This is a genomic window from Acinetobacter sp. 5862 (genome assembly GCF_024494585.1).
GTDB lineage: Bacteria > Pseudomonadota > Gammaproteobacteria > Pseudomonadales > Moraxellaceae > Acinetobacter.
In genome coordinates this window covers 14442-39961 of the sequence record NZ_JANHGP010000051.1, presented here as the reverse complement: position 1 = coordinate 39961, position 25520 = coordinate 14442, and the positions used below count along the sequence as shown (strand labels likewise).

Annotated in this window: 24 protein-coding genes; 9 read left to right on the top strand and 15 right to left on the bottom strand. The window is 39.1% G+C overall.

Translation table 11 applies throughout. From position 1 onward, the window contains the following. The first annotated feature begins 173 nt into the window (after positions 1–173). The 4 genes from NO346_RS09290 (at position 174) to NO346_RS09275 (ending at position 3949) form a co-directional block, all read left to right on the top strand. Positions 174–413, top strand: coding sequence for a hypothetical protein (locus tag NO346_RS09290; protein ID WP_256414996.1), 240 nt, complete (start codon positions 174–176; stop codon positions 411–413). Between the two features lie 197 nt (positions 414–610). Continuing rightward, positions 611–1777 carry an ATP phosphoribosyltransferase regulatory subunit gene (locus tag NO346_RS09285; protein ID WP_256414995.1) on the top strand — a complete coding sequence of 389 codons (1167 nt, stop codon included), beginning with the start codon at positions 611–613 and terminating at the stop codon, positions 1775–1777. 58 nt (positions 1778–1835) lie between these two features. Further along, entirely contained in the window at positions 1836–3155 is a 1320-nt protein-coding gene (locus tag NO346_RS09280) for an adenylosuccinate synthase (RefSeq protein WP_005160977.1), read from the top strand. 518 nt (positions 3156–3673) lie between these two features. Beyond that, positions 3674–3949: a DksA/TraR family C4-type zinc finger protein gene (locus NO346_RS09275; protein ID WP_005160973.1), complete on the top strand. Its 276-nt coding sequence runs from the start codon at positions 3674–3676 to the stop codon at positions 3947–3949. Positions 3950–3962: 13 nt separating this feature from the next. Here the strand turns inward: NO346_RS09275 and NO346_RS09270 are convergent, their stop codons facing one another. Continuing rightward, complete coding sequence (locus NO346_RS09270) at positions 3963–4964, bottom strand: YafY family protein (protein WP_256414994.1); 1002 nt, start codon at positions 4962–4964, stop codon at positions 3963–3965. Between the two features lie 212 nt (positions 4965–5176). On the opposite strand from NO346_RS09270, the gene NO346_RS09265 reads away from it, so the two are divergent. From NO346_RS09265 to NO346_RS09250, 4 genes are all read left to right on the top strand, one after another. Next, complete coding sequence (locus tag NO346_RS09265; RefSeq protein ID WP_256414993.1) at positions 5177–6727, top strand: circularly permuted type 2 ATP-grasp protein; 1551 nt, start codon at positions 5177–5179, stop codon at positions 6725–6727. An 85-nt stretch (positions 6728–6812) separates the two neighbouring features. Next, positions 6813–7415: an alpha-E domain-containing protein gene (locus NO346_RS09260; protein ID WP_256414992.1), complete on the top strand. Its 603-nt coding sequence runs from the start codon at positions 6813–6815 to the stop codon at positions 7413–7415. After that, positions 7412–8191 carry a transglutaminase family protein gene (locus tag NO346_RS09255; RefSeq protein ID WP_256414991.1) on the top strand — a complete coding sequence of 260 codons (780 nt, stop codon included), beginning with the start codon at positions 7412–7414 and terminating at the stop codon, positions 8189–8191. The genes NO346_RS09260 and NO346_RS09255 overlap by 4 nt, the downstream gene beginning before the upstream one ends. A gap of 17 nt (positions 8192–8208) precedes the next feature. Then, complete coding sequence (locus NO346_RS09250; protein ID WP_256414990.1) at positions 8209–8943, top strand: proteasome-type protease; 735 nt, start codon at positions 8209–8211, stop codon at positions 8941–8943. Between the two features lie 46 nt (positions 8944–8989). Here NO346_RS09250 and alr read toward each other — a convergent pair whose 3' ends face one another. The 14 genes from alr to ppsA form a co-directional block, all read right to left on the bottom strand. Beyond that, complete coding sequence (alr, locus tag NO346_RS09245; protein WP_256414989.1) at positions 8990–10060, bottom strand: alanine racemase; 1071 nt, start codon at positions 10058–10060, stop codon at positions 8990–8992. Between the two features lie 59 nt (positions 10061–10119). Continuing rightward, the gene (dnaB, locus tag NO346_RS09240) at positions 10120–11565 is read right to left on the bottom strand and encodes a replicative DNA helicase (RefSeq protein WP_087536098.1); all 1446 of its coding nucleotides are present in this window, start codon (positions 11563–11565) and stop codon (positions 10120–10122) included. A gap of 181 nt (positions 11566–11746) precedes the next feature. Next, complete coding sequence (gene rplI, locus NO346_RS09235; RefSeq protein WP_004912185.1) at positions 11747–12193, bottom strand: 50S ribosomal protein L9; 447 nt, start codon at positions 12191–12193, stop codon at positions 11747–11749. 12 nt (positions 12194–12205) lie between these two features. Next, the gene (gene rpsR, locus NO346_RS09230; RefSeq protein ID WP_000090661.1) at positions 12206–12433 is read right to left on the bottom strand and encodes a 30S ribosomal protein S18; all 228 of its coding nucleotides are present in this window, start codon (positions 12431–12433) and stop codon (positions 12206–12208) included. Positions 12434–12444: 11 nt separating this feature from the next. Beyond that, positions 12445–12828 (bottom strand): 30S ribosomal protein S6, encoded by a 384-nt coding sequence (gene rpsF, locus NO346_RS09225; protein WP_004654408.1) that lies wholly within the window; start codon positions 12826–12828, stop codon positions 12445–12447. A gap of 131 nt (positions 12829–12959) precedes the next feature. Next, positions 12960–13694, bottom strand: a complete 735-nt coding sequence (locus NO346_RS09220; RefSeq protein ID WP_256414988.1) for a DUF3142 domain-containing protein — start codon at positions 13692–13694, stop codon at positions 12960–12962. Between the two features lie 9 nt (positions 13695–13703). Further along, positions 13704–15815, bottom strand: coding sequence for a hypothetical protein (locus NO346_RS09215; RefSeq protein ID WP_256414987.1), 2112 nt, complete (start codon positions 15813–15815; stop codon positions 13704–13706). 87 nt (positions 15816–15902) lie between these two features. Further along, positions 15903–16781, bottom strand: a complete 879-nt coding sequence (gene cyoE / locus NO346_RS09210) for a heme o synthase (RefSeq protein ID WP_256414986.1) — start codon at positions 16779–16781, stop codon at positions 15903–15905. Positions 16782–16791: 10 nt separating this feature from the next. Then, positions 16792–17121 carry a cytochrome o ubiquinol oxidase subunit IV gene (locus NO346_RS09205; protein ID WP_087536102.1) on the bottom strand — a complete coding sequence of 110 codons (330 nt, stop codon included), beginning with the start codon at positions 17119–17121 and terminating at the stop codon, positions 16792–16794. Next, positions 17121–17741 carry a cytochrome o ubiquinol oxidase subunit III gene (cyoC, locus tag NO346_RS09200; protein WP_004661370.1) on the bottom strand — a complete coding sequence of 207 codons (621 nt, stop codon included), beginning with the start codon at positions 17739–17741 and terminating at the stop codon, positions 17121–17123. The genes NO346_RS09205 and cyoC overlap by 1 nt, the downstream gene beginning before the upstream one ends. Positions 17742–17745: 4 nt before the next feature. Further along, positions 17746–19737, bottom strand: a complete 1992-nt coding sequence (gene cyoB / locus NO346_RS09195; protein WP_087536104.1) for a cytochrome o ubiquinol oxidase subunit I — start codon at positions 19735–19737, stop codon at positions 17746–17748. Positions 19738–19740: 3 nt separating this feature from the next. Continuing rightward, complete coding sequence (cyoA, locus tag NO346_RS09190) at positions 19741–20796, bottom strand: ubiquinol oxidase subunit II (protein WP_256414985.1); 1056 nt, start codon at positions 20794–20796, stop codon at positions 19741–19743. Between the two features lie 300 nt (positions 20797–21096). After that, positions 21097–21858: an RDD family protein gene (locus NO346_RS09185; protein WP_256414984.1), complete on the bottom strand. Its 762-nt coding sequence runs from the start codon at positions 21856–21858 to the stop codon at positions 21097–21099. Positions 21859–21923: 65 nt separating this feature from the next. Continuing rightward, on the bottom strand, positions 21924–24302 hold the full coding sequence (gene ppsA / locus NO346_RS09180; RefSeq protein ID WP_004661374.1) for a phosphoenolpyruvate synthase: 2379 nt from the start codon (positions 24300–24302) through the stop codon (positions 21924–21926). A gap of 158 nt (positions 24303–24460) precedes the next feature. On the opposite strand from ppsA, the gene NO346_RS09175 reads away from it, so the two are divergent. After that, positions 24461–25297 carry a pyruvate, water dikinase regulatory protein gene (locus tag NO346_RS09175; RefSeq protein ID WP_004661375.1) on the top strand — a complete coding sequence of 279 codons (837 nt, stop codon included), beginning with the start codon at positions 24461–24463 and terminating at the stop codon, positions 25295–25297. Positions 25298–25520: the final 223 nt, after the last annotated feature.

Here is a 25520-nt window from a genome sequence, read left to right as displayed (position 1 = left end):
TAAACCTGCGGTTTAATTTACTTGCTGGCATATACAATTTAGATTGGGTGAAAGATAAACAATTAAATTGATTGAAAAATGATTTATGAAGGAAGTCTAATGTTGATACAACAGGTCTAAATGTCGTTGTTGATCTAGGAAATAATCCAAATATTCCTTCAGGAAATTATAATTTGAATGTTACAACTTCTGTGATGGGGCAAGGTGCAACAGTAACAGTGAAGAATGTTCCAAAACCAGCTAATCAAAATGAATTCTGTGGTTCTAATGATGTCACAGCACAATTACCAAATGGTCAGTTTAAGATTAATAGCTGTAGCTTTAATGGTACGGTAGGTAATATCAATGCGACAGTAAATGCAAACGGTTTTAATGTTACCTATGATGTGAAGTACGAATATAGCCCAGCATAATCAAATCTAAAAAACTTGGAATTGATTTTAGGCAATCATTTTGGTTGCCTATTTTTATGCGGGATTTACTAAAATTCTCAGGTGCATCATAGAAATCTTCATGTTACACTACGCTGAATCGGGCATTCACCCGATTTTTTTATGTGGTTGCTTTTTGTGTGGATGCCTCCACATTGAACAGATTTTAGGTTTGGAACATGACCATTTCAGAGACATGGTTGCTCCCTGATGGGGTAGCAGATGTATTGCCCGAGCAAGCGCAAGTTGTTGAAGCTTTGCGTAGACAAGCATTAGATTTTCTTGCAGTTCGCGGTTATCAATTGGTATATACACCATTTATTGAATACATCGAATCGTTATCTTCACTTTCAGAATCGAATCAAGATTTGGACTTAGTCACTTTTAAAGTGATTGATCAACTTTCTGGTCGTTTGCTTGGTGTACGCGCGGATATGACACCGCAAGTTGCACGTATTGATGCGCATGTTCGACCAATTGAAGGTGTGGCTCGTTATTGCTATGCAGGTACAGTCCTTCATACAAAACCGCAAAACTTTAATGCAACACGCGCTCCACTCCAGTTGGGTGCGGAGCTATATGGTCATGACAGCATCGAAGCTGACGTCGAAATGATTGATGTTATGCTTGGTTTGTTGGAAAAAACAGATAGTTTACAAGGTGTTCACCTAGACTTAGGTCATGTTGGTTTATTCCGTAGTCTGGTTAAGCGCGCTGGTTTAAATAAAAATACTGAAAATCAGCTGTCTGATTTATATCAGCGCAAGGCTTTACCAGAATTAGAAGAATTTACTCAAGACTTGCCAATGGGTACTGATTTTTATGCTCTAGGTCGTTATGCGAGCGATCTAGAAGCTTTGCAAGCACATTTAAGTCCAGATGTTTTAAATGATGTTGATTTTAAAAATGCGTTTGATGCATTGAGAACAACTTTTGCAGAAATAAGATCTCGCTGGTCTAGTCTTGATATTGGTATAGATGTTATTGAGCTGCGTAGTTACCACTATCATACGGGTTTGATGTATGCCATTTATGCGCCTAATCGCGCTGCGCCACTTGCTCAGGGTGGGCGTTATGATGGTATTGGTGAGCACTTTGGTCGTGCTCGTCCAGCAACAGGTTTTAGTTGTGATTTATATGCTTTGGGTGCTACACAATTTACTGAAATTGAAACAGTTGTCGCTCCTAAAGGCAATCAACAAGATTTATTGAATGCAATTGCTGATGCACGTACTCAAGGTTTAAGTGTAGTGCAATTGTTAGGTAATGATGATTTAAGCTCTGTACCTTATGCGACGCATCAAATGGTGTTGCAAAATGGGCAATGGGTAATTGAAAAAATTTAATTGCTAAGTTTAAAAAGCTTAGCTTCCAATTTTAACAGCATGATGTAATGAGGCTATTATGGGCAAAAATGTTGTGGTACTGGGTACCCAATGGGGCGACGAGGGTAAAGGTAAGATCGTCGACCTGCTCACAGATCAGGCGGCTGCGGTCGTACGCTATCAAGGTGGACACAATGCAGGTCACACACTTGTCGTCGGTGGTAAGAAGACTGTATTACACCTCATTCCATCAGGTATTTTACGTGAAAACGTATTGTGCTTAATCGGGAATGGTGTTGTTCTTTCTCCTGAAGCATTAATCAAAGAAATGGCAATTTTGGAAGCGGAAGGCGTACCTGTTAAAGAGCGTTTACGTATTTCACCAAACTGTCCTTTGATTTTGCCTAACCATATTGCATTAGACCAAGCACGTGAGAAAAAACGTGGTAATGCCAAAATTGGTACAACAGGTCGTGGCATTGGTCCAGCTTATGAAGATAAAGTTGCACGTCGTGCTGTACGTGTAGCTGATTTGATTCGTGGTGGCGCATTACTTGAAGAAAAACTTAAGGAAATGCTAGAGCTTCATAACTTCCAACTTTCTCAATTCTATGGTGTTGATGAAGTGAAGTTTGAAGATGTACTTGAGCTTTGTAATCAATGGCGTGAAGTGCTTGCACCATTAGTGATTGACGTGACCAAAGTGTTACATGATTACCGCAAAGAAGGTAAGTCAATTATGTTTGAAGGTGCTCAAGGTTCGTTACTTGACATCGATCATGGTACTTATCCGTTTGTAACAAGTTCGAATACAACCGCTGGTGGCGTAAGTTCTGGTTCTGGTATGGGGCCATTACATTTAGATTATGTATTAGGTATTACTAAAGCATATACAACACGTGTAGGTGCTGGTCCATTCCCAACTGAGTTGCATTACGATGCTGCTACAGATACAGGTGATGCGATTGGTCGTCATTTAGGTACTGTGGGTCACGAATTTGGTGCATCTACAGGTCGTCAACGTCGTTGTGGCTGGTTCGATGCTGAAATTCTACGTCGTTCAGTTGAAGTGAACTCATTGTCTGGTATTTGCTTGACTAAGCTAGATGTATTAGATGGTTTAGAAGAAATCAAGATCTGTGTAGGCTATGAAGATGTGGATTCAGGCTGTGCAGGTTCTTCTGATGCAATTTCATTTGAAAGCTTAAAACCAATCTATGAAACAATGCCAGGTTGGAGTGAGTCTACAGTAGGCTTAACTCAAATTGATCAACTTCCTGCAAATGCGTTAGCCTATGTAAAACGTCTTGAGCAGTTAATTGAATGCCCAATTGATATTGTTTCTACAGGTCCAGATCGTGCAGAAACCATTATTTTACGTCATCCATTTTCAGCTTAAACTGAATAGATAACGTCAAAAGCCTCTTTTTAAAAGGGGCTTTTTTATTTTTATGGATTTATATATCAAAAATCTCTAGCAAAAAATCAGCTTTTTATTTCAGTCATTGTTATTTCACAGAATGGAAAATCCCCGTTATATTCACTCTACATTCAAACGAAGAGGGTTTTAACCATGACGAAAAAAACAATTCGCTATAATGGATATGAACTGGCATGCCAATGTTAGGTTATATCAAGGCGATTAAAAAGGTACAAGCCAATTTTGATCAGGCGGGGAAAGGAATTGGTTTGAACATTTTAATACAATAAGAATAATCCTAAATGTTAAATAAAAAAACGAATAAGAAATCTAAGGGAATCTATTGATTCCCTTATTTTTTCTAAAAATAAAAACTGCTGTGCTTTGAAGTGGATAGCACAGCAGTTGTGATCGGTATAAATAATCGTATTGTGAGCTAAATAAAATGGTATTAGAATTTTAAATTGACAAGATATAAAAATGAAACTGGATCAGCAATGGCAGGTGGCTGGGCACGTGACGGTGCAGAGCAGGAGCAAATTGATGCAACAATTTATGATGCGATTGCAAAAGCAAGACAAGGTCTTTCTCATAATGAAGATGGAGAAGCCGCATTATATTGTGAAGAATGTGGCGAGCCCATTCCTCAAGCCCGCCGTGAAGCGATGAAAGGCGTGAAATATTGTATTCGTTGCCAGCAACAACTTGAGGAAAAGAGTAAGGCATTGGAACTATTTAATCGGCGGGGAAGTAAGGATAGCCAATTACGTTAATTCTTTTGCCTTATTAATCTTCTATCTCTTTCACAGCATTATATACAACGCTTGGCTCAATATTGAGCAACTTTTTACCAAAGCTACGTAACCACCACACCAGTTGAGAGGTAAAAGCGACTGTTGCACTAACCTCAACAATATTTTCTTCTAACGGCGTAATCTTTTGGTCTTTACTTAACTGACTTTCATAAAAGCTTTTTGCTGTACTTTCAGTCATCGTTAGTTTGAGCTGAATTTGTTCGGTCGGTTTGCTGTAATCTACACGGAAGCCCAACGCGCCTGATTCGATATAATTATCAATATCAAAATTTACGGGATGTAGAGCACGGTTATCAAGTACAGTTGCTGCTTTAAAACGGTGCAGGGCAAAAGTTTGTACTTCAGTTTTATCATTTCTGGTACAGATTAAATAAATTACTGCACCTTTTTGAACCAAAGCTAAAGGATTTAAAATATAGGATTTATCTTCGCCTGAATTGGTCCGTGCTCGATATATACATTCAATTTGTTTATCTTGTAGTAAGCCTTCATAAATTGCTTGTTGAGCTTGTTTATCAACCATCGGAGGGATTAATGGTTGCGAAGCAGGAACAATACGAACTCGATTGATCCATTGTCTGACATTGTTTTGTGTAGACAAACTACGTTTTGCCAGATCAAACCAAGGTGTCATTTCTTCAAGTAAACTTGGCGGAAGTAAGTGTCTTAAATGTTCTTCTACCATCATAAAGGTGACAGCTTGAGAGCTGGTCATATGTGGCAAGCTCTGGATTGGTGCATCTGAACGCCAACGCCAACCTTGCGGTACAGTCTTATTACTTTCAATGGGAAAGCGTTGAGCAATCTGATTTAAATCCCGCTGAATGGTTCGAAGGCTAATTTCGATTCCTTCACGTTGTAATGTTTCTTGTAATTCACGTGTCCCCATCCATTTCCCTGTAGAAAGACGAGACAATATCTGCCATTGGCGATAAAGGCTATTGGAAGTTTCTTTTTCTTGTACGGATGACATAAGCGAAATACGTAATTTAATGGTCTAAAGCAGACACAATAAAAAAACTAGCACTATTTAGCAAGCCCAAGATCTTGAGATTACGTATTTACGACTGAAACAACTGTCGATTTATTGAATGATCTTAATCCTGATGAAAAAATAATCGTTTTATATAGGTGGCATTGAAATTGCTTATTTAAGATATAAATAAATGATGAGACGAGGTTTCTATGTCAGAACAAGAACACAACCTACATGCCAGTGCGGATTATTATACTCAAGAGCAAACGGCAGCAGTATCAGTCCATTCGTCTACATTTATCCCACAGCTTAGTGTCAGCACAAACTTGTTTGAGCAGCTTAAATCTGAGTTTTTTAACGAGATGCTTGATGACAAAAGTTTTAATGCACAAGCTTCGAAAAAAATTGAACAGTGGTTGAGTATTCGCAGCCTTGATGAGTTACGAACACTTGGGAATCAAGCGAAGCAACATTTCCTTTATCAGGGAATCACATTCAATGTGTATGGCGATCAAGAGGGTGCTGAGCGAACCATTCCTTATGATTTGATTCCAAGAGTGATTGAAAAGAAACAATGGGAAAAAATTTCATCAGGTTGTGCACAACGCGTGAAAGCACTCAATTCATTTTTGGATGATATTTATCATGGGCAACATATTTTAAAAGAGGGGCTTATTCCTGCTGATCAAGTGATTGCACATGAAGCATTTCAGCCACATATGTTAAATCATCATCTTAAAGGGAAGGTTTATTCACAAATTAGCGGTATTGATATTATTCGTGATGGTCAGGGTGATTTTTTCGTACTTGAAGATAACTTAAGAACACCGTCTGGCGTATCTTATATGATTGAGAGTCGTAAGATTAGTCAAAAACTAATGCCTGATTTGTGCATCAGTAATAATTTGCAAGGTATAGAACAATATCCAACTTTATTAAGAGCAATTTTAGAAGAGAATGCTTATGTGGATAAGCCACTTATTGTGGTATTAACACCGGGTCGTTTTAACAGTGCTTATTATGAGCATTCATTTTTAGCACGAGAAATGGATGTGCCATTAGTCACGAGTCGAGATTTATTTGTTGAAAATGATCGAGTTTTTGTTAAAACAATTCGTGGTCGTCAGCAAGTTGATGTGATCTATCGCCGTGTCGATGATGACTTTCTTGATCCGTTAACTTTTAGACCTGATAGTACATTAGGAGTTGCAGGGTTGATGTCGGCTTATTTGCAAAAAAATGTTGTGATTGCAAACGCACCAGGTACAGGTGTTGCTGACGATAAATCAATTTATCCTTATGTTGATAAAATGATTCAATTTTATTTGGGTGAAACAGCAATTTTAAGTAATGTTCCGACATATCAATGTCGTGATCAAGAACACTTGGATTATGTACTTAGTAATTTAGAAAAATTGGTCGTGAAAGAGGCCCAAGGTTCGGGTGGATATGGGATGTTGATTGGACCACAAGCAGATCAACAACAAATTGAACTATTTAGACAAAAAATTATTGAAACACCTCATTTGTATATTGCACAACCCACTCTGGCACTTTCTGTAGCACCAACATTAACGTCTGAAGGGGTTGCTGAACGACATATCGATTTGCGTCCATTCGTTTTGAGTTCGCCTTATCGTACTGAGATTGTGCCAGGAGGTCTGACTCGAGTTGCAATGCAAGCGGGTTCTTTAGTGGTTAATTCCTCTCAAGGCGGTGGTATCAAAGATACATGGGTTGTAGAAACATTGCATTCTTGAACGCTTTCCTTAAGAGTTTTAGTCCAAAGTCTATCGCCTAGTGCCGTACTTTGGGGATTTTGATCATATATAAGGGAGGAAATTTATGCTTTTACTTAGCTCAAGCGCTCATCATATTTATTGGTTAGGTCGTTATTTATTTAGAATTGGTCATGTTGCTAGCCATTTGCCATTTTGTGATGATGAACAAGCAGCAGATTTTGCTCAAGCGCTTTGTTTACATATCGATGATGCTGAGAATCTGAATAATTTTATGCTAGATCATCAACAACCCTATTCTTTATTGAGCCAGCTTGAGATTGCTCGAGATAATATTCAAGAATTACGTGGTTTACTGTCAGCTCAAACCTATGCTGAGCTGAATCATATCATTAAAAATGCAGTATCAGATGGTGAAGAGATTCAAGCCGTCGTAGGGAAGTGTTGTGCTCTTTTAAAACCAGAACAAAACGATGTTTTCTTATTCTTTCATGTTGGACAATGTATTGAAAAAATTGATACGCATTTCCGTTTTCAACATAATATTCAGGATGTTATAGCTTCGATTGATCCGATTATTGAACAGTTATTTGAACTAGGTTGGGATGACTTGCAGCCAAATTGGCAGATTCTAAAAGAGCAACCTAATTTAAATCAGTTTTATGCCTTTACCTATAAGTTAGAAAATCAATTTGAGGCATTCTCATGAAACTCATGGTGAATCATCAAACGCACTATCGTTATACGCAAGTTGCTCGAAATAGTGTGCAATCGATTAAAATGATGCCGCAGAGTTCTATGCACCAAAGCATAGAAAACTGGCATATTAGTGTGCCGGGACAATATTCATGTCAAAGAGACGCATTTAATAATTTATGGATTACTGCAACTCAGAGACATGAATATCGCTACTTGACCATTATGGCGCAAGGTGTCGTTGATTTATATGCAACAGAACTCGGCTATGTAGAAACGGATGTTTCTCCAATGCTTTTTTTGCAGCGTACCATGATGACGTGTTGCGATCTAAGTATGCTTGATTTTGCTCAGGCGGTGGTCAAAGTAAAAGATCGTAAGCATTTAATACTTTTATCTGAGAAAATTTTACAACAAGTTCAGTACCAGCCTGAGACCACCTCAGTGACGACTTGTGCAATTGATGCATTTCATGCAAGACAAGGTGTATGTCAAGATCATGCACATATTTTAATTGCGATGTGTCGTGGATTACATTTACCAGCTCGTTATGTGTCTGGCTATATATATGATGCAAATCAACCGCACCTAGCCAGTCATGCATGGGCTGAGGTTTTTGTAGAAAATGAGTGGTATTGTTTCGATATAAGTAACCAGATATTTACCCCCAAAAATCATATTTATGTCGCAGTTGGTCGTGATTATCTAGATGTTGCACCAATTCGAGGTATCCGTGAGCAAGGTGGGGTGGAAAGTATGATATCTACGGTTCAAGTTTTGGCTTGTTGAAGGTAAGAGAAGAAGAGATGACCTATTGTTGTGCATTAAGATTAGAGCAAGGTTTGGTATTGATTAGTGATACTCGAACTAATGCAGGGGTCGATCATATTTCTGTATTTCGTAAATTATATACCTTTGGTGTTGAAGGTGAGCGTTTTATTGCATTGCAAACAGCAGGTAATTTAGCAACAACTCAAGCTGTTATTGGTCATTTACAAAATGCTTTAGCATTACATCAAGAGCCAAATTTATATAGCGCAAATACCATGTTTGAAGTTGCTGAATTAATTGGAAAGACTTTGCGTAAGGTACTCGAGGATGTTACGACTGATACTCAGGAACAGATGAACTACTCGTGTAGTATTTTGGTGTGTGGGCAGATTCAGGGTGAGGAAATGCAACTGTATAATGTCTATCCACAAGGTAATTTTATCTGTGCGACTACCGATACCCCATATTTCCAGATTGGTGAAAGTAAGTATGGAAAGCCAATTTTAGATCGTGCACTGCACTATACGATGCCATTAGATGATGCGTTACGCTGCAGTTTGATCTCTTTTGATTCAACATTAAGGTCTAATGTTTCTGTTGGATTGCCTTTAGACGCGTTGGTTTATCATAAAGATAGTTTTAAAATCCCTGAAGGAAAACGCATCCGAGAAGATGATCCTTATTTTACTCAGATTAGTAAGCAATGGTCTGAAACCTTACGCCGTGGACTTCAAGAGTTACCAAAGCCTACGACTGATTATGGTTTGTAATCATATAAGAAAAAATCCAAGCAAAGGCTTGGATTTTTTATCTGTTTTAAATCACTTTTCGAATAGGTCTATTACTTAACCGACATAATAATTCGTAACCAATCGTGCCATTTGCCGCAGCGACATCATCAACCAAACGAGATTTGCCCCAAAGCTCGACTTTAGTGCCGATCTCTGCCTGAATATGAGTGACATCAATGGCAATCATATCCATGCTGACACGACCAATAACAGGAACAAGTTGTTCATCAATTGCAACGAAATTGGGTTTTAAATAAGCACGTGGGTAACCATCACCATATCCAATGGAAACAATGGCAATATTCATAGGCTGTGTTGCTGTAAACGTTGAACCGTAACCTACAGATTCGCCTTGTTGAATAGAATTAAGCGCAATAATTTCTGCCTCAAAGCTCATCACAGGTTTGAGATCAAGCGCATGTACGTTTTGATCTGCAAAAGGCGTTGCACCATACAACATGATCCCTGGACGAACAAAGTCGAAATGGAGTTCAGGATATTTATAAATCGCGGCAGAATTACAGCAAGATACCAAAATTGGTTCACAGGCTTGTTTTACCTGTAAGAACTGGTGTATTTGCTGCTCATTTAAAGGGTGGTTTGCATCTGCGTTGGCAAAGTGCATGGTGAGTACACAGCTAAAACCATGAGATTTTAATCGTTGAATCACTGTAATAATGTCTGTCGCTTTAAAACCCAAACGATTCATACCACTATTTAGCTTGACCCACACTTTTAAGCCCAAAGCATTATAAGCTTGTTTATGCTGAATCAACCATTCAACTTGTTGACTTTGATGAATCAGGCATTCGAGTTTGTGCTCAATTACTTGTTGCATTTCGTCTTCTGAAAATATGCCCTCAATCAAAGTGATGGGTTGAGAATATCCCAGTTGCCTGATCTCTAAAGCCTCTTCTAAACAGGCGACACCAAAGGCGTCTGTGGCATCCAAGGCGGCTAAACAGTCTTTAACTCCATGTCCATAAGCATTTGCTTTGACCATACTAACAATTTGTGAATGTGGAGCAAGTTGTTTAACGCGGTTTAAATTATATTGTAGTGCATCACTATCAATATAAACTGTTGCTTGGCGCACCCTGATTTCTCCTTTGGGTCGACATGGAAAGTTTTTAAGGCAGATCAATAACCGAGGGATTATTCCTCGTCATCGTATTGAGCATAGAACTCAGGTGAAAGGTTACTAAAGCGAGTGTATTGACCTTCAAAGGCAAGACGAACTGAACCAATTGGACCATTACGTTGTTTACCGATAATAATTTCGGCTGTACCAGCTTCTTTAGACTCTTTGTTATAGACTTCATCACGATAAATAAACATGATCAAGTCGGCATCTTGCTCGATTGCGCCTGATTCACGTAAGTCTGACATGACAGGGCGTTTATTGGGTCTGTTCTCCAAACTACGGTTAAGCTGAGACAGTGCAATGACAGGGCATTGCATTTCTTTAGCTAGTGCTTTTAAGCTTCGAGAAATCTCCGAAATCTCACCCACACGGTTATCGCCCATACCCGGCACTTTCATTAACTGTAAGTAGTCGACCATGATACAGCCGATTTTTCCATCATGCATTTTGGCAATACGTCGCGCACGTGCACGAAGTTCGGTTGGTGGTAGGGCAGAGGAATCATCGATATAGAGGTGCATTTCTTGTAATTGAAGAATAGTTCCTGTGACTTTGGTCCATTCATCTGCATCGAGATTACCTGAACGTAGATGACCCTGATGGACTTTACCCATTGCTGAGATCAAACGCATAGCAATCGAGTCTGCTGGCATCTCCATTGAGAATACGAGAGCAGGTAAGCGGTTGTATTGCAGTACACTTTCAACTAAGTTCATGGCGAAGGTGGTTTTACCCATCGAAGGACGGGCTGCAACAATAATCAAATCCCCAGGTTGCATACCTGAGGTTTTATTATCTAACTCTAAGAAACCTGTGGTTAAACCTGTAATATTGCCGTCTAATTTAGAAAGTTCATCGAGTTTAGAAATCACATCAGCAGTGACAGAGCTAATCGATTTTGGCCCTGAATCTTTCTTGTTATTGTTATGCTGTTCGGCCAAAGAGAAAATACTGGTTTCGGCTAAATCTAGGATTTCACTGACAGGGCGACCTTTGGTGTCATAAGCATTTTGCAAAATATCACTACTGACTTTAATCATTGCGCGTAGTGTTGAAAATTCTTTAATTTTATTGGCGTAGATTTCAAGATTGTAAAAGCTTGAAGGTGAATCTGCCATCAATTGCATCAAATATTCTTCACCACCAATTGCATCAAGCAGGTTTTGTTTGAGTAACCAATCATTGACCAATACAGCATCATAAGGCGAGTTTTCTTGCGCTAGTTTTTCGATGGCACGATAAATATATTTATGACGTGTTGCATAAAAATCATTTTCTTTAAGTAAATCGCTAACTTGTTCAAATGATTCGGCAACCGTCATTAATGCCGCGAGCACAGCTTGCTCAATTGCGAGATTGTGCGGTGGTGTACGAAATTCTTTTAATTGACCTGAGTCACTCACTTTACTCTCTGTGTTTGGAGAATTTTTCGTAAAATTGGCATTCGCCTGTGACATAACAAGACCTAATAAAAAGATGAAACTGTAACGACTGACTATCTTAATCCAAATGGACGCAGACAGGAGAATTTAATTGGAAGAAAATTGTTTAATTGCTGGAAAAGTAGGGTGTACTAAAATATAAAATTTTAGGCATAAAAAAAGAGCATGTAAAAACATGCTCTTTTCTTTGCAGAAATTACTCAGATACGATAGTAACGAGAACTTCAGCAACAACATCATGATGCAATTGGATTGCGATGTTGAATTCACCAGTGTGACGAAGCGCACCGTTTGGTAAACGAACTTCTGCACGATCTACTGCTAGACCAGCGTTCGTTAAAGCGTCAGCGATATCACGAGTACCGATAGAACCGAAAAGTTTACCTTCATCACCAGCTTTCGCAGTGATAACGATATTTACTTCGTTCAATTGTTCAGCACGTGCATTCGCAGCAGCTAAAATAGCAGCTTCTTGTTTCTCAAGTTCAGCACGACGAGCTTCAAATGCAGCAGTATTTGCTTCAGTTGCAGCTACAGCTTTACCTTGAGGGATCAAGAAGTTACGACCGTAACCAGCTTTAACTGATACTTTGTCGCCTAATTTACCAAGGTTCTTAATGCGTTGTAATAAGATAACGTCCACAGCTCACCTCACTTACTTATGGTTGTCAGTGTACGGAATCAAAGACAAATAGCGAGCTTGTTTAATAGCTAACGCTAATTGACGTTGATAACGAGCTTTAGTACCTGTAATACGGCTAGGAACAATCTTGCCGTTTTCAGTGATGTACTGTTTTAAAGTGTCGATATCTTTGTAGTCGATGTACGCAACATTCTCAGCTGTAAAGCGGCAGAACTTGCGACGACGGTAAAAACGTGCCATTGAGGTTCTCCTTATTCAGCTTCTTGAATTGCTTGTTGTGCTTCTTCACGTTGAGCTTTACGCGCACGTTTCTCTTCAGCACTCTTAGCAAGTAAAGATTCTTCAGTAATTGCGTGTTCACGACGGATGATGATGTTACGAATGATTGCATCGTTATAACGGAACAATTCTTCTAATTCATCAAGAGTCGTTTGACCACATTCAACATTCATAAGAATGTAGTGTGCTTTGTGAATCTTGTTGATTGGGTAAGCCAATTGGCGACGGCCCCAATCTTCTAAACGGTGAATTTGACCTTCAGCTTCTTTGATCTGAGAGATATAGCGTTCAACCATACCTACAACTTGATCGCTTTGGTCTGGGTGTACCAATAGTACGATTTCGTAGTGACGCATTGTCAGCTCCTTACGGTTTAAGCAGCCCCTGACTTTATAAAGCCAGAAGCAAGGAGTCATAACTAATTTAGTTATGTCGCAAATTGCGAAGCGACAATTCTAGTCATGTTTGGCTTAAATCGCAAGTAAATTCACGCTTTTGATCGAAGTAAAAACACCACATAGCCTTTAAAATAGCGATCTTTTTGTTTTGTACTATTCCCGAACCATGTTCCATGTTGTACCAACCCAACTTTATAGGGCAAGCGCAGGGCAGAGATACGTTTTAAATATTCAGGATAATTCGGGATTGTGGTCGTGCCCTGATAAGTCTGGATCACCAGTTCATCAATATTTTGCCTAAAAAGTGTTAAGGTGTTCTGATCTTTAAAATTGGTCCAGTCCAGTAATCCTGTAATACTGAGCCGATATTGTTGGGGTAATTTCTGCCTGAGTTTTTGTAGAAAAATGGCATAGTCTTTCAAGCTGTTGGTTTTACTATCAAAATCAATTTGAATGCCTTGAACCTGATTGCCCTGATTTCTCCAGTGTTCCAATCGATTGAGAATGGTTTGGTAATTTTGTTCATTCCACGCCAAATGATGGGTTCGGAAAACCAGCCATATTTTTTGATGGGGTGATTTCAGTATGGATACGCCTTGCGGTGTGAAAGTTGAAATCTGTTTTGATTTGGAATAACGGATTTCACCTTGTAAAATATACAGTTCCTTCGCATGAATCAGATAAGGGGCTGTCTGAATATCAGCCCAAATCCAGAAAGAAGCAAAATCATTGGCATCAACTTTTGAAGTTGCTGATTGTGTCGGTTGGCAGGCATTCAGGCTAAAAACCAGAAAAATACAGAAAACCGTTTTAAGCAACTTCATGGCTAAAAGTTACCAATAATATTTAAGTGATTTTGCCCAAGTACTCTTTGGATAGTCTCTTTTGATCTGGTCATACCATTGTTTACGAACTGGCTTACTCACTTCTGCATCACCACAATCATTGATTCCACTGGGTGCATAACATTGAATCGAACGATATAAGGCATAGGCGTGTAAATCATCTTTACTGGATGATTTTAGAATGTCTTTATATACCTGACCACGGGCAAATATTTTTCCTGAAAAACTGGATTGTTGCTGTTCAGCATAAGCCAACTGTTGTAGTGAATAACCTTGTTCACTACGGAAATATTCACCTAAGCAAACATTTAATAATGGATCTTTAGGTGTCTGAGCCAGTTGATTAACTAAAGTCTCTAAATTTGAGCATTTTAGTTGTGGTGTAATGTTTGCTCCATTCCAAATGAAATTAGAAAAATCTGGCTTATTCTTCAATTGTTCATTGTCACTATTATAACCTTTATATTGCACTGCATTTTTAGGCATGAAAGCAAAGCTTTGTTTAAATAAGTCAAAATTTTGATGAACTAAACTTTTGCTTAATAGGGTATAGGTGGCTGCCTGTTTTTGATCAAGGGTACTGTCATTCGACTGGATGATTTTTTGTAAACTGTCTGCATTTGCCACTTGGGTAATAAAATTTCGTTGCAGATTTAACTGGCTCATTTTTGCTTTTTTACCGATAAAAGCTGAATAATCCTGTCTGGCAGCGAGATGATTGGATAAAGCCGTTTCAAACAGGCCTTTTTGATAACTATCTTTTACTTGGGCAAACTGTTGATTCCAATAGTGTTCCGCTAGCTGTTTCTGTCCAGTTTTCTCTAAAATTTGCCCCTTTAAAAAGCTCTGGCTTAGCTGTAAATAATTGTTGTTCTTAATATTATCTTTAGGTAAATAGCTCAAGGCCTCCTGTGGTTTATTCTGGACAAATAGCAAATGAACTGCCTGTAAATATTGGAATAACTCAGGCTGTGCCTTAAAAAATTCTTTTTGAGCTGCTAATTGTGCCCATGTTATTGGGCGATAAGGATCAGATGCAGGCATTCGCATATGCATCAAATCATATACTGCCAAAAAGAAAGGGTCTTTTAGATTGTTAATATTAAAAGCTGAGCTATCAAATATTCGGCGATCAATTTCGGCGGGAAGTTCACTCATCTCCAAATTATAAAATTTTGATGTCGGATTTTTGAGTTGCCAGACAATTTCATTAACCAATAAATCTTGGCGTTTTGAAAGCCAAAAACCACGACGCATAAAACCACGAGCACTCGCGACATATTGTCCATTTGGATAGGCTTTTAAATAAACCGTAATATGATCTAAAAATTGTTTAAGTAAATTTTGATTGATATTGTCCAGATATACATCACCATATTGATCCACACCTGTTGTATAGGCTGAGTTGAGGCTGGTACGAATCAGCATATATAGTGCAGTTTCTTTTAGCCATGTATCCTCAACAGTACTTAATACCGTATAAATTTTAGTCGCGGCAGAGTAGTTTGCATTATAAAACAGAATGCTCGCATTTAAATAAGAAGCATATTGACGTGTTGTGATTGACCAATTTGGATTAATCGCAATCAATTCAATTTTGTCACCACACTGATTCATTTTCTTGCGTTCAGAAATCAAAATTTGCTTTTCTAGATTTGGAATCGCTTTATTATTTTGTACTTGTGTATTAAAAGTTTGATTACCTGAATCAAAGCTCGTACAACGTTCGTCAAAAACGGTGTCATTTCTTTCTAATCGTTTTCTTTGATTTGGCAATTTATTCTGAGTCAGAGATGACAGATTCGCTGCATCAAAAGGTACCGTTCCATATACCGCATCCCATAAATTGGCATCAGCTGTCATCGGCTTAATTGTCGCAAGCCCTAAGTCGCTGAGTAATAATGTCATATTGGTTTGACTATCATTTGCTGGATATAACACAGGAAGATTGCTACAGCCGTTTAAATTTTTGTCATTTATGGCAAGGTTTGGCTCGCAAAATTGCTCTACACCAGCATAGGTGATTGGGCTATAGCAAATGACCAGTGAAAGCGAAGAATAGACAATTGATTTGAATATAAATTTATTTTGTAGTTTCATTTAGGCAATAAAGGGTGAAATGTTTTTATTGCACGAAATGATAACAACTGAAGTGGGGAATAAAAAGACAGAGAAGTCTCTATCTTTTTAAAAAATAGGGAGGAAGGGTGCAGGGCTTTTAAATGTAAAGCTAAAGCTCAAACTAATCACAGTAATTAAGATTACTGAAAAAAGGAAAAAGCGTTTTGCCCAAAGCTGATCATCTTCAGCTTTAAATCCTAAAATACCAATGTAAAACCAGTAAATACAAAGTGCATTACAGATGACCAAGAAAATAATATTGGTATATCCATATATATACAAAGCATTCATCGCAATAGTGAATAAAATCACATAGATCAGCGATTCGATTTTAGTTCTATGAATAGAACGTGCAACAGGTAAAATAGGCACACCTGCGTTTTTGTAATCTTCAAAACGATAAATCGCAATTGCCCATGAATGCGGCATTTGCCATAAGGCATATGCAATAAAAATGAGAAGAGCAGCCATATCGAAATGATGACTTACAGCCGTATAACCAATAACAGGTGGACTCGCTCCTGAAATACTACCAATCACGGTTTGATGGATCGTGGTACGTTTCGTCCACAAACTATAAAAACCGACATAGACGACAAAACCAATGACTGCGAATAAAAATGCATAGGCATTCACATAGAACCAGAGCATGCTAAAACCAATCACACCTAATACAAGAGCATAAAACATTGCAATAGAAGGAGATATGGTTTTCTTAACAAGAGCACGATTCATTGTGCGTTGCATTTTTTGATCGATGTCTTGATCAATAACATTATTGACTACACAACCAGAAGCAACCACAAAAGTTGTTCCAATTAATGTAATTAATAATAGGAGGAAGTCTATAGAGCCTTGGGCGGCTAAAAAGAAGCCGCCCAAGGTGGTAATAAAATTACCGAAGAGAATTCCTGGTTTAGTCAGGAATAAATACTTTTTCCACATGACAATCAGTTTAGATCATCATGTTGTAGTGTAGGTAATTCATAATCCACACAGAGCCGACTAAAAGTACAGCAATACATAAGATTGTGTAGATAAATGCAATAAGGTTCCAGCGTTGTTCAGATGATGTATTCATGTGTAAGAAATACACAAGTTGCACGATTACCTGAGCAACAGCAGCGATTGCAATAACAGTAACTAAGATGCCACGGCTAAATCCGCCCGACATCACCATCCCGAATGGGATGATGGTGAGGATAACAGATAGGATAAACCCAACAGTGTATTGCTTAAAGTTACCGTGTGATGCACCTGCAGCATTATGGTCATGACCACTCATTAGAGAACTCCCAGTAAGTAAACGACGCTGAATACACAGATCCAAACGATGTCAAGGAAGTGCCAAAACAAGCTTAAGCAAGCAAGACGACGTGTATTCGGTAGTGTCAAACCATTCTTTTTGATCTGATACATCAATACTAACATCCACACTAAACCAGAAGTTACGTGGATACCGTGTGTACCAACCAAAGTAAAGAACGATGATAAGAATGCACTATGAGTTGGGCCATGGCCTTCATGTACAAGGTGATGGAATTCATTGATTTCCATACCGATGAAGGTTGCACCGAAAAGGAATGTAATAAATAACCAAGTGATGACTTGATTTACATTCTTTTTATAAGATGCAAGTACTGCAAAACCAAAAGTTACAGAAGAGATCAAAAGGGCAAAGGTTTCACCTAATACATAACCCAATGATTCACTGAATAAGTCTTTTGCACTTGGAGTACCAGGTGGGACATGACTGCTCAATACAGCGAACGCGATGAAGAGTGATCCGAAAAGAATCAAGTCACTCATCAAGTATGTCCAGAAACCAAAGACAGTTAAGTCGGTATCATCATGTTCGTGATGACCGTCATGACCGTGGTTGTCGTGATGAAGTACTTCAGCCATTTCCTTAGTCCTTCTTCAAGTGTTTTTCAAGTAACGCATAGCGTTCATTTTCAATACGTTCAACTTCTGCAGCAGGTACGTAGTAATCAACATTCTTAGTGAATGAGCTTACGATCAAGCTAACAACTGAAGCAACGAATGAAACAACGACTAGCCACCAAATATGCCAGATCAATGCAAAACCAAGAACAGTAATGAACATTGCAATCACGAAACCAGCAGCACGATCAGTCGGCATGTGGATGTCTTCATATTTAGTGTTACGTGCATATGCTACGCCATTTTCTTTGTCAGTCCAGAAACGGTCAACGCCGCTAGCTTCTGGTACATGTGCAAAGTTATAGAATGGAGCAGGAGATGACGTAGACCATTCAAGTGTACGACTATCCCAAGGATCGCCTGTGTAGTCCATATTTTGATGACGTTGTAAGAAACCAACGATAATCTGCATAAGGAAACAAGCAATACCGATAGCAATCAATACTGCACCGAATAATGCAATTGCTAAGTATGGATCCCATTCAGGGTTGTCATATGTATTCAAACGACGTGTCATACCCATGAAGCCAAGGATATAAAGTGGCATGAATGCAAAATAGAAACCGATGAACCAGAACCAGAACGCAGCTTTACCCCATGCTTCGTTGAGCTTCCAACCAAACATTTTCGGCCAGTAGAAGATGATGCCGGCAAACATACCAAACACCACACCACCGATAATTACGTTATGGAAGTGAGCGATCAAGAAGAGTGAGTTGTGTACAAGGAAGTCCGCAGGTGGAACAGCCATAAGTACACCAGTTAAACCACCGATACCAAAAGTCACAAGGAAGCCAAGTGTCCAAAGCATCGGGGTAGTATAAGTAATGCGTCCTTTATACATTGTGAATAACCACGAGAAGATTTTCACACCTGTAGGAATCGCAATAACCATCGTCATAATACCGAAGAATGCGTTAACGTTTGCACCCGCACCCATGGTAAAGAAGTGGTGAAGCCATACAACGAACGCAAGTACAGTAATTGCGATAGTTGCATATACCATTGATTTGTAACCGAACAACGTCTTACGAGAGAAAGTTGCAACGATTTCTGAGTATAGACCAAATGCTGGTAATACTAAGATGTAAACTTCTGGGTGACCCCAAGTCCAAATCAAGTTCACGTAAAGCATTGGGCTACCACCAAGCTCATTAGTGAAGAAATGGAAACCGAAGTAACGGTCTAAAGTAAGCATTGCAAGCGTACCTGTTAATACAGGGAATGATGCAATGATTAATACAGCCGTACACAGTGAAGTCCATGTAAAAATAGGCATGTCCATTAATTTCATGCCAGGTGCACGCATTTTAATGATGGTAACAAAGAAGTTAACACCAGATAAAAGCGTACCTAAACCAGAAACTTGCAGTGCCCAAATGTAGTAGTCAACACCTACACCTGGTGAATATTGGATACCTGAAAGAGGAGGGTATGCCATCCAACCAGTCGAAGCGAATTCACCTAAAACAAGTGAAGCCATCATCAAACCAGCAGCACCCGCAAATAACCAGAAGCTTAAAGAGTTCAATAATGGGAATGCTACGTCACGAGCACCGATTTGCAATGGAACAGAAATGTTCATCATACCTACAACGAGACCCATAGCCACGAAGAAGATCATGATTACACCGTGTGCTGTAAAGATCTGATCGTAATGGTCTGGATGTAAGTAACCTTCACCACCGCCTTTAGCGAGGAAAAGTTGTAAACGCATCATGATCGCATCGGCGAAACCACGCAGAAGCATGACTACTGATACGATGATATACATGATACCAATTTTCTTATGGTCTACAGATGTGAACCATTCGTTCCATAAGTATCCCCATTTTTTGAAATAGGTAATACCGCCTAGAACTGCAATGCCACCAAGAGCCATCATGACCATGGTAACGAGTACAATCGGCTCTGTTGGAATAGAATCCCAGCCTAATTTGCCAAAAATCATATCCATGTCTTATTCCCCTTGAGCAGCGTGTTCAGCTGCAGCATGAGTTTCTGCTGTTGCATGTCCAGCAGCAGAGTGGTCAGCACCGTGATAATTACTCATGTAGTGGTTGATAATTGTTTCAAACAATTTTGGCTCAACTGAAGAGTAATAAGTCACAGGGTGTGGCTTGTTCGGGAACGGTTTCATAGCTTCAGCTTTAGCAAGTGCTTCTTCATCACCAGCAGCCTTAGCACGGTTTACAAGAATTTCGATCTGATGTTTAGAGCGATCGCCATCTTTAAGTGTCGCTAATTCAGCTTGGTCAAGTGTACCTTTTTGAATTGCTTCAGCATTGATACTTGTACCATTACCCGCTTTAACAGCTTCTACCCATTTTGCAAACTCTGGTTCAGTTACACTATGTGCCTTGAAGCGCATTTGTGAGAAACCGTAACCTGAATAGTTAGCTGAGAAACCACGGAATACACCTGGTTCGTCCGCTAAAAGGTGAAGATGAGTCTGCATACCCGCCATTGCATAGATCTGACCACCTAACTGTGGGATGAAGAACGAGTTCATCGTAAAGTTAGAAGTAATCTTAAAGCTTACAGGCGTTTTTTCTGGGAAGCGTACTTCGTTTACCGTTGCAATGTTTTGCTCAGGATAGATAAAAATCCATTTAAATTGTTCAGCGATGGCTTGAACAGTTAAAGGCGCTTTATCTGACTCTAACGGACGGTAAGGGTCGTACTTGTGGGAACCCCACCAAGTTAACCAAGCTAAAATACCAATAATAATGACAGGAACACCCCAAACAACGATCTCAATTGTCGTAGAGTGTGCCCAAGTAGGTTTATAGTCTGCATCTTTATTCGATGCGCGATATTGCCAACCAAACCATAATGCCATGATAATTGATGGAATCACCACCAATAGCATTAGATAGATCGCAGTCATCATCAGGCTACTTTGACCTTGACCTACTGGACCTTTATTGTTTAGTAGTACCATATCACCGCCACACCCTGTCAAGAGCGCAGCCATCGTTGATAAAGACAATACAGCTAAAATCGTTTGTCTCATTTTACAACCTCGGTGAAGAGTCCCATTCCCTAATTTAAATTATGGGATAGCGATTAAAGTGTCGCATGATTGATAAGAATTTTTTGTGAAATGCTTAGCAATCATGCGACACCGCTACGTTGTTGGGCATTATGCCTCATATTGAAAAACTAAGCTACATCTAACACAGTCAGAAATACTTGTTTTGAAACCTGATTTATTTTGTAGGAATTGTTGTTGAAATGTGTATTTTTTCTATAAATATCAATTTTATAGAGCAAAAAAGAGGAATAAATCCTCTTTTGCTTAGTTAATTAAAAATTATTGCTTTACGACCTTAGTTTTTGCCAATTTATCGTGTAAAGTTTGGCGATTTTTATTAAATGCAAAGAAAGCATAGTCGATAATGGTAATAAATGGCATAAACAATAAATTCAGAATGATAAATAAAGCACTTCTCAACCAAAAAGCTCTAATCGTATTGATTGCCGTATGTGTTTCAGCATCTACGATTTTAATTTTGGTTATTTTTTTACCAATGCTTTGTCCAGACTTCGCAATTAAAAAAGCTTGCAGCATCAGCATTAGGATCAAATAAACAAAAATACTCATCCATGCTTCATTTGGAATAAGCTGCATAAGTTGATGCTGCAACTCAACTGCTTCACTTGAAGCGACTTGGCTTGCTTGTAATTGCTTTTGAATTTTAAATAATTCTGTGTACTGGCTTTCGTTAAAGAAAAAAGATGGTATAGCAGCCATCGGAAGCCAAAGAGTTAAGTCAATCACCTTAGCGAGTGCACGAGAATGAAATGAGGCGAGTTCAGATGTTTTTTGTTCAACTTTAATTTTAAAAGTTGACTGCTCAGTTTGATTGTTAATTTGATGATTGAATGATGAATAACCTACAGGTTCGTAGACAAGTTTTCCTTGAGTGAGTTCGCCAAGAGTTTTCCATTCACTCATACCTTCGTGCCAAACCAAGTCTGTAAGTAATACTTGTTGGCTAGACAGCATTTGGTTCAATTGGTCTAAACTATAAGGTCCAGCTTGTTGGTTATTACGAGCCAAGTAAATTTGCATAATTAAAAATTCTCAATGACTAAAGATGAAAAAAGACCCTACGAAAGGGTCTTTTTTTTAAAAGACTAGGCTTTCTTGATTTGTTCTTCAGCAAGGAAGAACCAAGTATCAAGCACTGAGTCAGGATTCAGTGACACAGATTCAATACCTTGTTCCATGAGCCATTTAGCAAGGTCAGGGTGGTCTGAAGGACCTTGACCACAAATACCAACGTATTTTCCTGCTTTACGGCATGCATGAATTGCCATAGAAAGAAGGGCTTTAACCGCTGGATCACGCTCATCAAATAAGTGAGATACGATACCAGAATCACGGTCAAGACCAAGTGTTAATTGTGTTAAGTCATTTGAACCAATTGAGAAACCATCAAAATGTTCAAGGAACTGTTCAGCCAATAAAGCATTGGTTGGAAGCTCACACATCATAATGATTTTGAGGCCATTTTCACCACGTTTTAAACCATTTTGAGCAAGCAACTCAATCACACGTTTTGCTTCAGACACTGTACGCACGAATGGAATCATGATTTGAATATTGGTTAAACCCATTTCATCACGGGCTTTCTTCAAAGCACGGCACTCAAGCTCAAAACAGTCACGGAAGTTGTCAGATACGTAACGACTCGCACCTCGGAAGCCCAACATTGGGTTTTCTTCCTCTGGCTCGTATAATTTACCGCCGATTAAATTTGCATATTCATTTGACTTAAAGTCAGACATACGAACGATGACTGGTTTTTCAGCAAATGCAGCTGCAAGTGTTGAAATACCTTCAACTAACTTTTCTACATAGAATTCGATTGGCGAAGAATAACCTGATGTACGTGTCATTACAGCAGCACGCGTTTCACGTGGTAGGCTGTCAATATTGAGAAGCGCTTTAGGATGTACACCGATCATACGGTTAATGATGAATTCAAGACGTGCAAGACCAATCCCTTCATTTGGAATTTGAGCAAAGTCGAATGCACGGTCTGGATTACCAACATTCATCATAATCTTAAATGGAAGTTTTGGCATTGAGTGAATTGAGTTACGTTGCACCTCAAAATCTAATGCGCCTTCATAGATAAAGCCTGTATCACCTTCAGCACACGAAACAGTGACTTCTTGACCATCGGTTAATACTTCTGTTGCATTACCACAACCCACGATTGCAGGTACACCTAACTCACGTGCAATGATTGCAGCGTGACAAGTACGGCCACCACGATTGGTCACAATCGCTGCGGCGCGTTTCATTACTGGCTCCCAATCTGGGTCAGTCATGTCTGATACAAGTACATCACCGTCTTGTACTTTATCCATTTCTTTAATCGAGGTTACGACACGAACTTTGCCCGAACCGATACGTTGACCAATTGAACGACCTTCACAGATGACAGTGCCACGTTGTTTTAATAGGTAACGTTCCATTGTGCCGACATTTTGACGGCTTTTAACAGTTTCAGGACGTGCTTGAACGATGTAGATTTGACCATCATCACCATCTTTCGCCCATTCGATGTCCATTGGCGAACCGTAATGTTGTTCAATAATCAATGCTTGTTTAGCAAGTTCATGTAATTCATGATCATTTAACGCAAATTGTTGACGCTCTGGTTTTTCTACATCAACCACAACAACGGATTTACCTGCAGCGCCTTCTTCACCATAAATCATTTTTTGGTGTTTAGAACCGAGATTGCGGCGTAAAACTGAGTGTTTACCTGCATTTAACAATGGTTTTGATAAATAGAATTCGTCAGGGTTGACAGCTCCCTGAACAACCATTTCACCCAGACCGTATGATGCGGTAATAAATACTACATCACGGAAACCAGATTCTGTGTCAAGCGTAAACATTACACCTGCAGCACCAGTCTCTGAACGAACCATACGTTGTACACCCGCAGATAGGGCAACAACACTGTGTTCAAAACCTTGGTGTACACGGTACGCGATGGCACGGTCATTATAAAGCGAAGCAAAAACTTCTTTAATCGCGATCAGAACGTTATCAATTCCGCGAATATTTAAGAAAGTTTCTTGTTGTCCTGCAAAAGAAGCATCAGGTAAATCTTCTGCAGTCGCAGAAGAACGTACAGCAACAGCGATGTCTGGATTACCGTTTGAAAGTGCTGTAAACGCGTCACGAATTTCTTGTTCTAAATTAGCAGTAAGTGGGGTATCAACGATCCATTTACGGATTTTAGCGCCTGTCTCTATAAGTGCGTTTACATCATCAACATTTAGCTGCTCAAGTTCAGCCTGAATTCGAGCATTTAAGCCGCTTTGATCCAAGAACTCACGATAAGCAGCAGCAGTTGTTGCAAAACCACCAGGTACCGATACACCAGCATTGGATAAATGGCTGATCATTTCACCCAAAGATGAGTTTTTCCCACCTACGAGTTCGACATCGTGTTTCCCTAATTTTTCCAGACCGATTACGCGCGCTTCCAAAGTATTTACTCCACTTTTTTTGCAGTATGAATGACCATCATTGGTATGAAATTATACGAATGTGCTTAGATTTAGTATTTTACTAAGCGACAGTCATGTTAGATGAGTTTACTATAAAGATTATAGAGCACTAAGACAAATGTTTAAGGAGAATTTTGATGCCCGAAAGTAAACAAATTAAACGGAGTGTATTTTTTATTTCGGATGGTACTGCAATTACCGCAGAAACCCTTGGACATTCACTACTTGCGCAATTTCCGAATGTCGATTTTGATATTCATATTATGCCTTATATTACCACTGAAGAAGCTGCAATGAATGTGGTTGTTGACATCAATGGATGCCAATCAAGGGATGGATGCTTACCACTTGTTTTTGACACATTGGTAGACCCGCATGTTCGTGAAATTATTAATACAGCTAAAGCCGTAAATTTGGATGTTTTCGAGGGATTAATTAGTAAACTTGAGCAAGAGTTGGGGACACCACCAACAACTTTAGTTGGACAGACCCATGCTGTAACAGATTCTGAATCTTATAAGGCTCGTATTGATGCAGTACATTTTGCATTAGACAATGATGATGGTGCTCGAACTCGTCATTATGATAAAGCTGACTTGATTTTAGTTGGCGTTTCTCGGTCTGGAAAAACACCAACCTCGATTTATTTATCATTACAGTTTGGAATTCGTGTTGCGAACTATCCTTTAACTGAAGAAGATTTAGATGATAATCGTCTACCTGCTGTGCTACGAGCACATAAAAATAAGCTCTTTGGCTTAATGATTGATGCTGAGCGATTGGTCGCTATTCGTAGCGAACGAAAAGCCAATAGTCGTTATGCAAGTTTTAGTCAGTGCCAAATGGAATTACGTGCCATAGAGGGTATTTATATTTCTGAAGGTATTAAGTATTTGAACGTCACTGAAATGTCGATTGAAGAAATTTCAACGCGTATTTTACAGTTGACTGGTTTAAAACGTCGTATTGGCTAAATAGTATCTTTAAATGAGAAGCGTAGAGGATGGGCTACGCTTTTTTATTTTGAAGAAATAAGAGTGGGAACCTCATAAAGCACCGCTTGATACCATTCAGGTCGATTTTGACTGTAAAACCATGAAAGCTCGGATGAGACACTTGATGACATCCGTACAGACAAAAGCTTGAAGAATAATATTGATATTATGTTGCTGGATAAAAACTATAAACCTCAAGGAA

What these genes read in the sequence shown, in the direction of transcription:
- NO346_RS09215 (WP_256414987.1), bottom strand. Translation starts at nt 15,815, where the DNA reads ATGAAACTACAAAATAAATTTATATTCAAATCAATTGTCTATTCTTCG.
- NO346_RS09255 (WP_256414991.1), top strand. Translation starts at nt 7,412, where the DNA reads ATGAAACTCATGGTGAATCATCAAACGCACTATCGTTATACGCAAGTT.
- cyoC (WP_004661370.1), bottom strand. Translation starts at nt 17,741, where the DNA reads ATGGCTGAAGTACTTCATCACGACAACCACGGTCATGACGGTCATCAC.
- NO346_RS09175 (WP_004661375.1), top strand. Translation starts at nt 24,461, where the DNA reads ATGCCCGAAAGTAAACAAATTAAACGGAGTGTATTTTTTATTTCGGAT.
- dnaB (WP_087536098.1), bottom strand. Translation starts at nt 11,565, where the DNA reads ATGTCACAGGCGAATGCCAATTTTACGAAAAATTCTCCAAACACAGAG.
- NO346_RS09275 (WP_005160973.1), top strand. Translation starts at nt 3,674, where the DNA reads ATGGCAGGTGGCTGGGCACGTGACGGTGCAGAGCAGGAGCAAATTGAT.
- NO346_RS09185 (WP_256414984.1), bottom strand. Translation starts at nt 21,858, where the DNA reads ATGCAAATTTACTTGGCTCGTAATAACCAACAAGCTGGACCTTATAGT.
- NO346_RS09285 (WP_256414995.1), top strand. Translation starts at nt 611, where the DNA reads ATGACCATTTCAGAGACATGGTTGCTCCCTGATGGGGTAGCAGATGTA.
- rpsF (WP_004654408.1), bottom strand. Translation starts at nt 12,828, where the DNA reads ATGCGTCACTACGAAATCGTACTATTGGTACACCCAGACCAAAGCGAT.
- NO346_RS09280 (WP_005160977.1), top strand. Translation starts at nt 1,836, where the DNA reads ATGGGCAAAAATGTTGTGGTACTGGGTACCCAATGGGGCGACGAGGGT.
- NO346_RS09220 (WP_256414988.1), bottom strand. Translation starts at nt 13,694, where the DNA reads ATGAAGTTGCTTAAAACGGTTTTCTGTATTTTTCTGGTTTTTAGCCTG.
- cyoA (WP_256414985.1), bottom strand. Translation starts at nt 20,796, where the DNA reads ATGAGACAAACGATTTTAGCTGTATTGTCTTTATCAACGATGGCTGCG.
- NO346_RS09205 (WP_087536102.1), bottom strand. Translation starts at nt 17,121, where the DNA reads ATGAGTGGTCATGACCATAATGCTGCAGGTGCATCACACGGTAACTTT.
- rpsR (WP_000090661.1), bottom strand. Translation starts at nt 12,433, where the DNA reads ATGGCACGTTTTTACCGTCGTCGCAAGTTCTGCCGCTTTACAGCTGAG.
- NO346_RS09250 (WP_256414990.1), top strand. Translation starts at nt 8,209, where the DNA reads ATGACCTATTGTTGTGCATTAAGATTAGAGCAAGGTTTGGTATTGATT.
- cyoB (WP_087536104.1), bottom strand. Translation starts at nt 19,737, where the DNA reads ATGGATATGATTTTTGGCAAATTAGGCTGGGATTCTATTCCAACAGAG.
- cyoE (WP_256414986.1), bottom strand. Translation starts at nt 16,781, where the DNA reads ATGTGGAAAAAGTATTTATTCCTGACTAAACCAGGAATTCTCTTCGGT.
- NO346_RS09265 (WP_256414993.1), top strand. Translation starts at nt 5,177, where the DNA reads ATGTCAGAACAAGAACACAACCTACATGCCAGTGCGGATTATTATACT.
- NO346_RS09260 (WP_256414992.1), top strand. Translation starts at nt 6,813, where the DNA reads ATGCTTTTACTTAGCTCAAGCGCTCATCATATTTATTGGTTAGGTCGT.
- NO346_RS09270 (WP_256414994.1), bottom strand. Translation starts at nt 4,964, where the DNA reads ATGTCATCCGTACAAGAAAAAGAAACTTCCAATAGCCTTTATCGCCAA.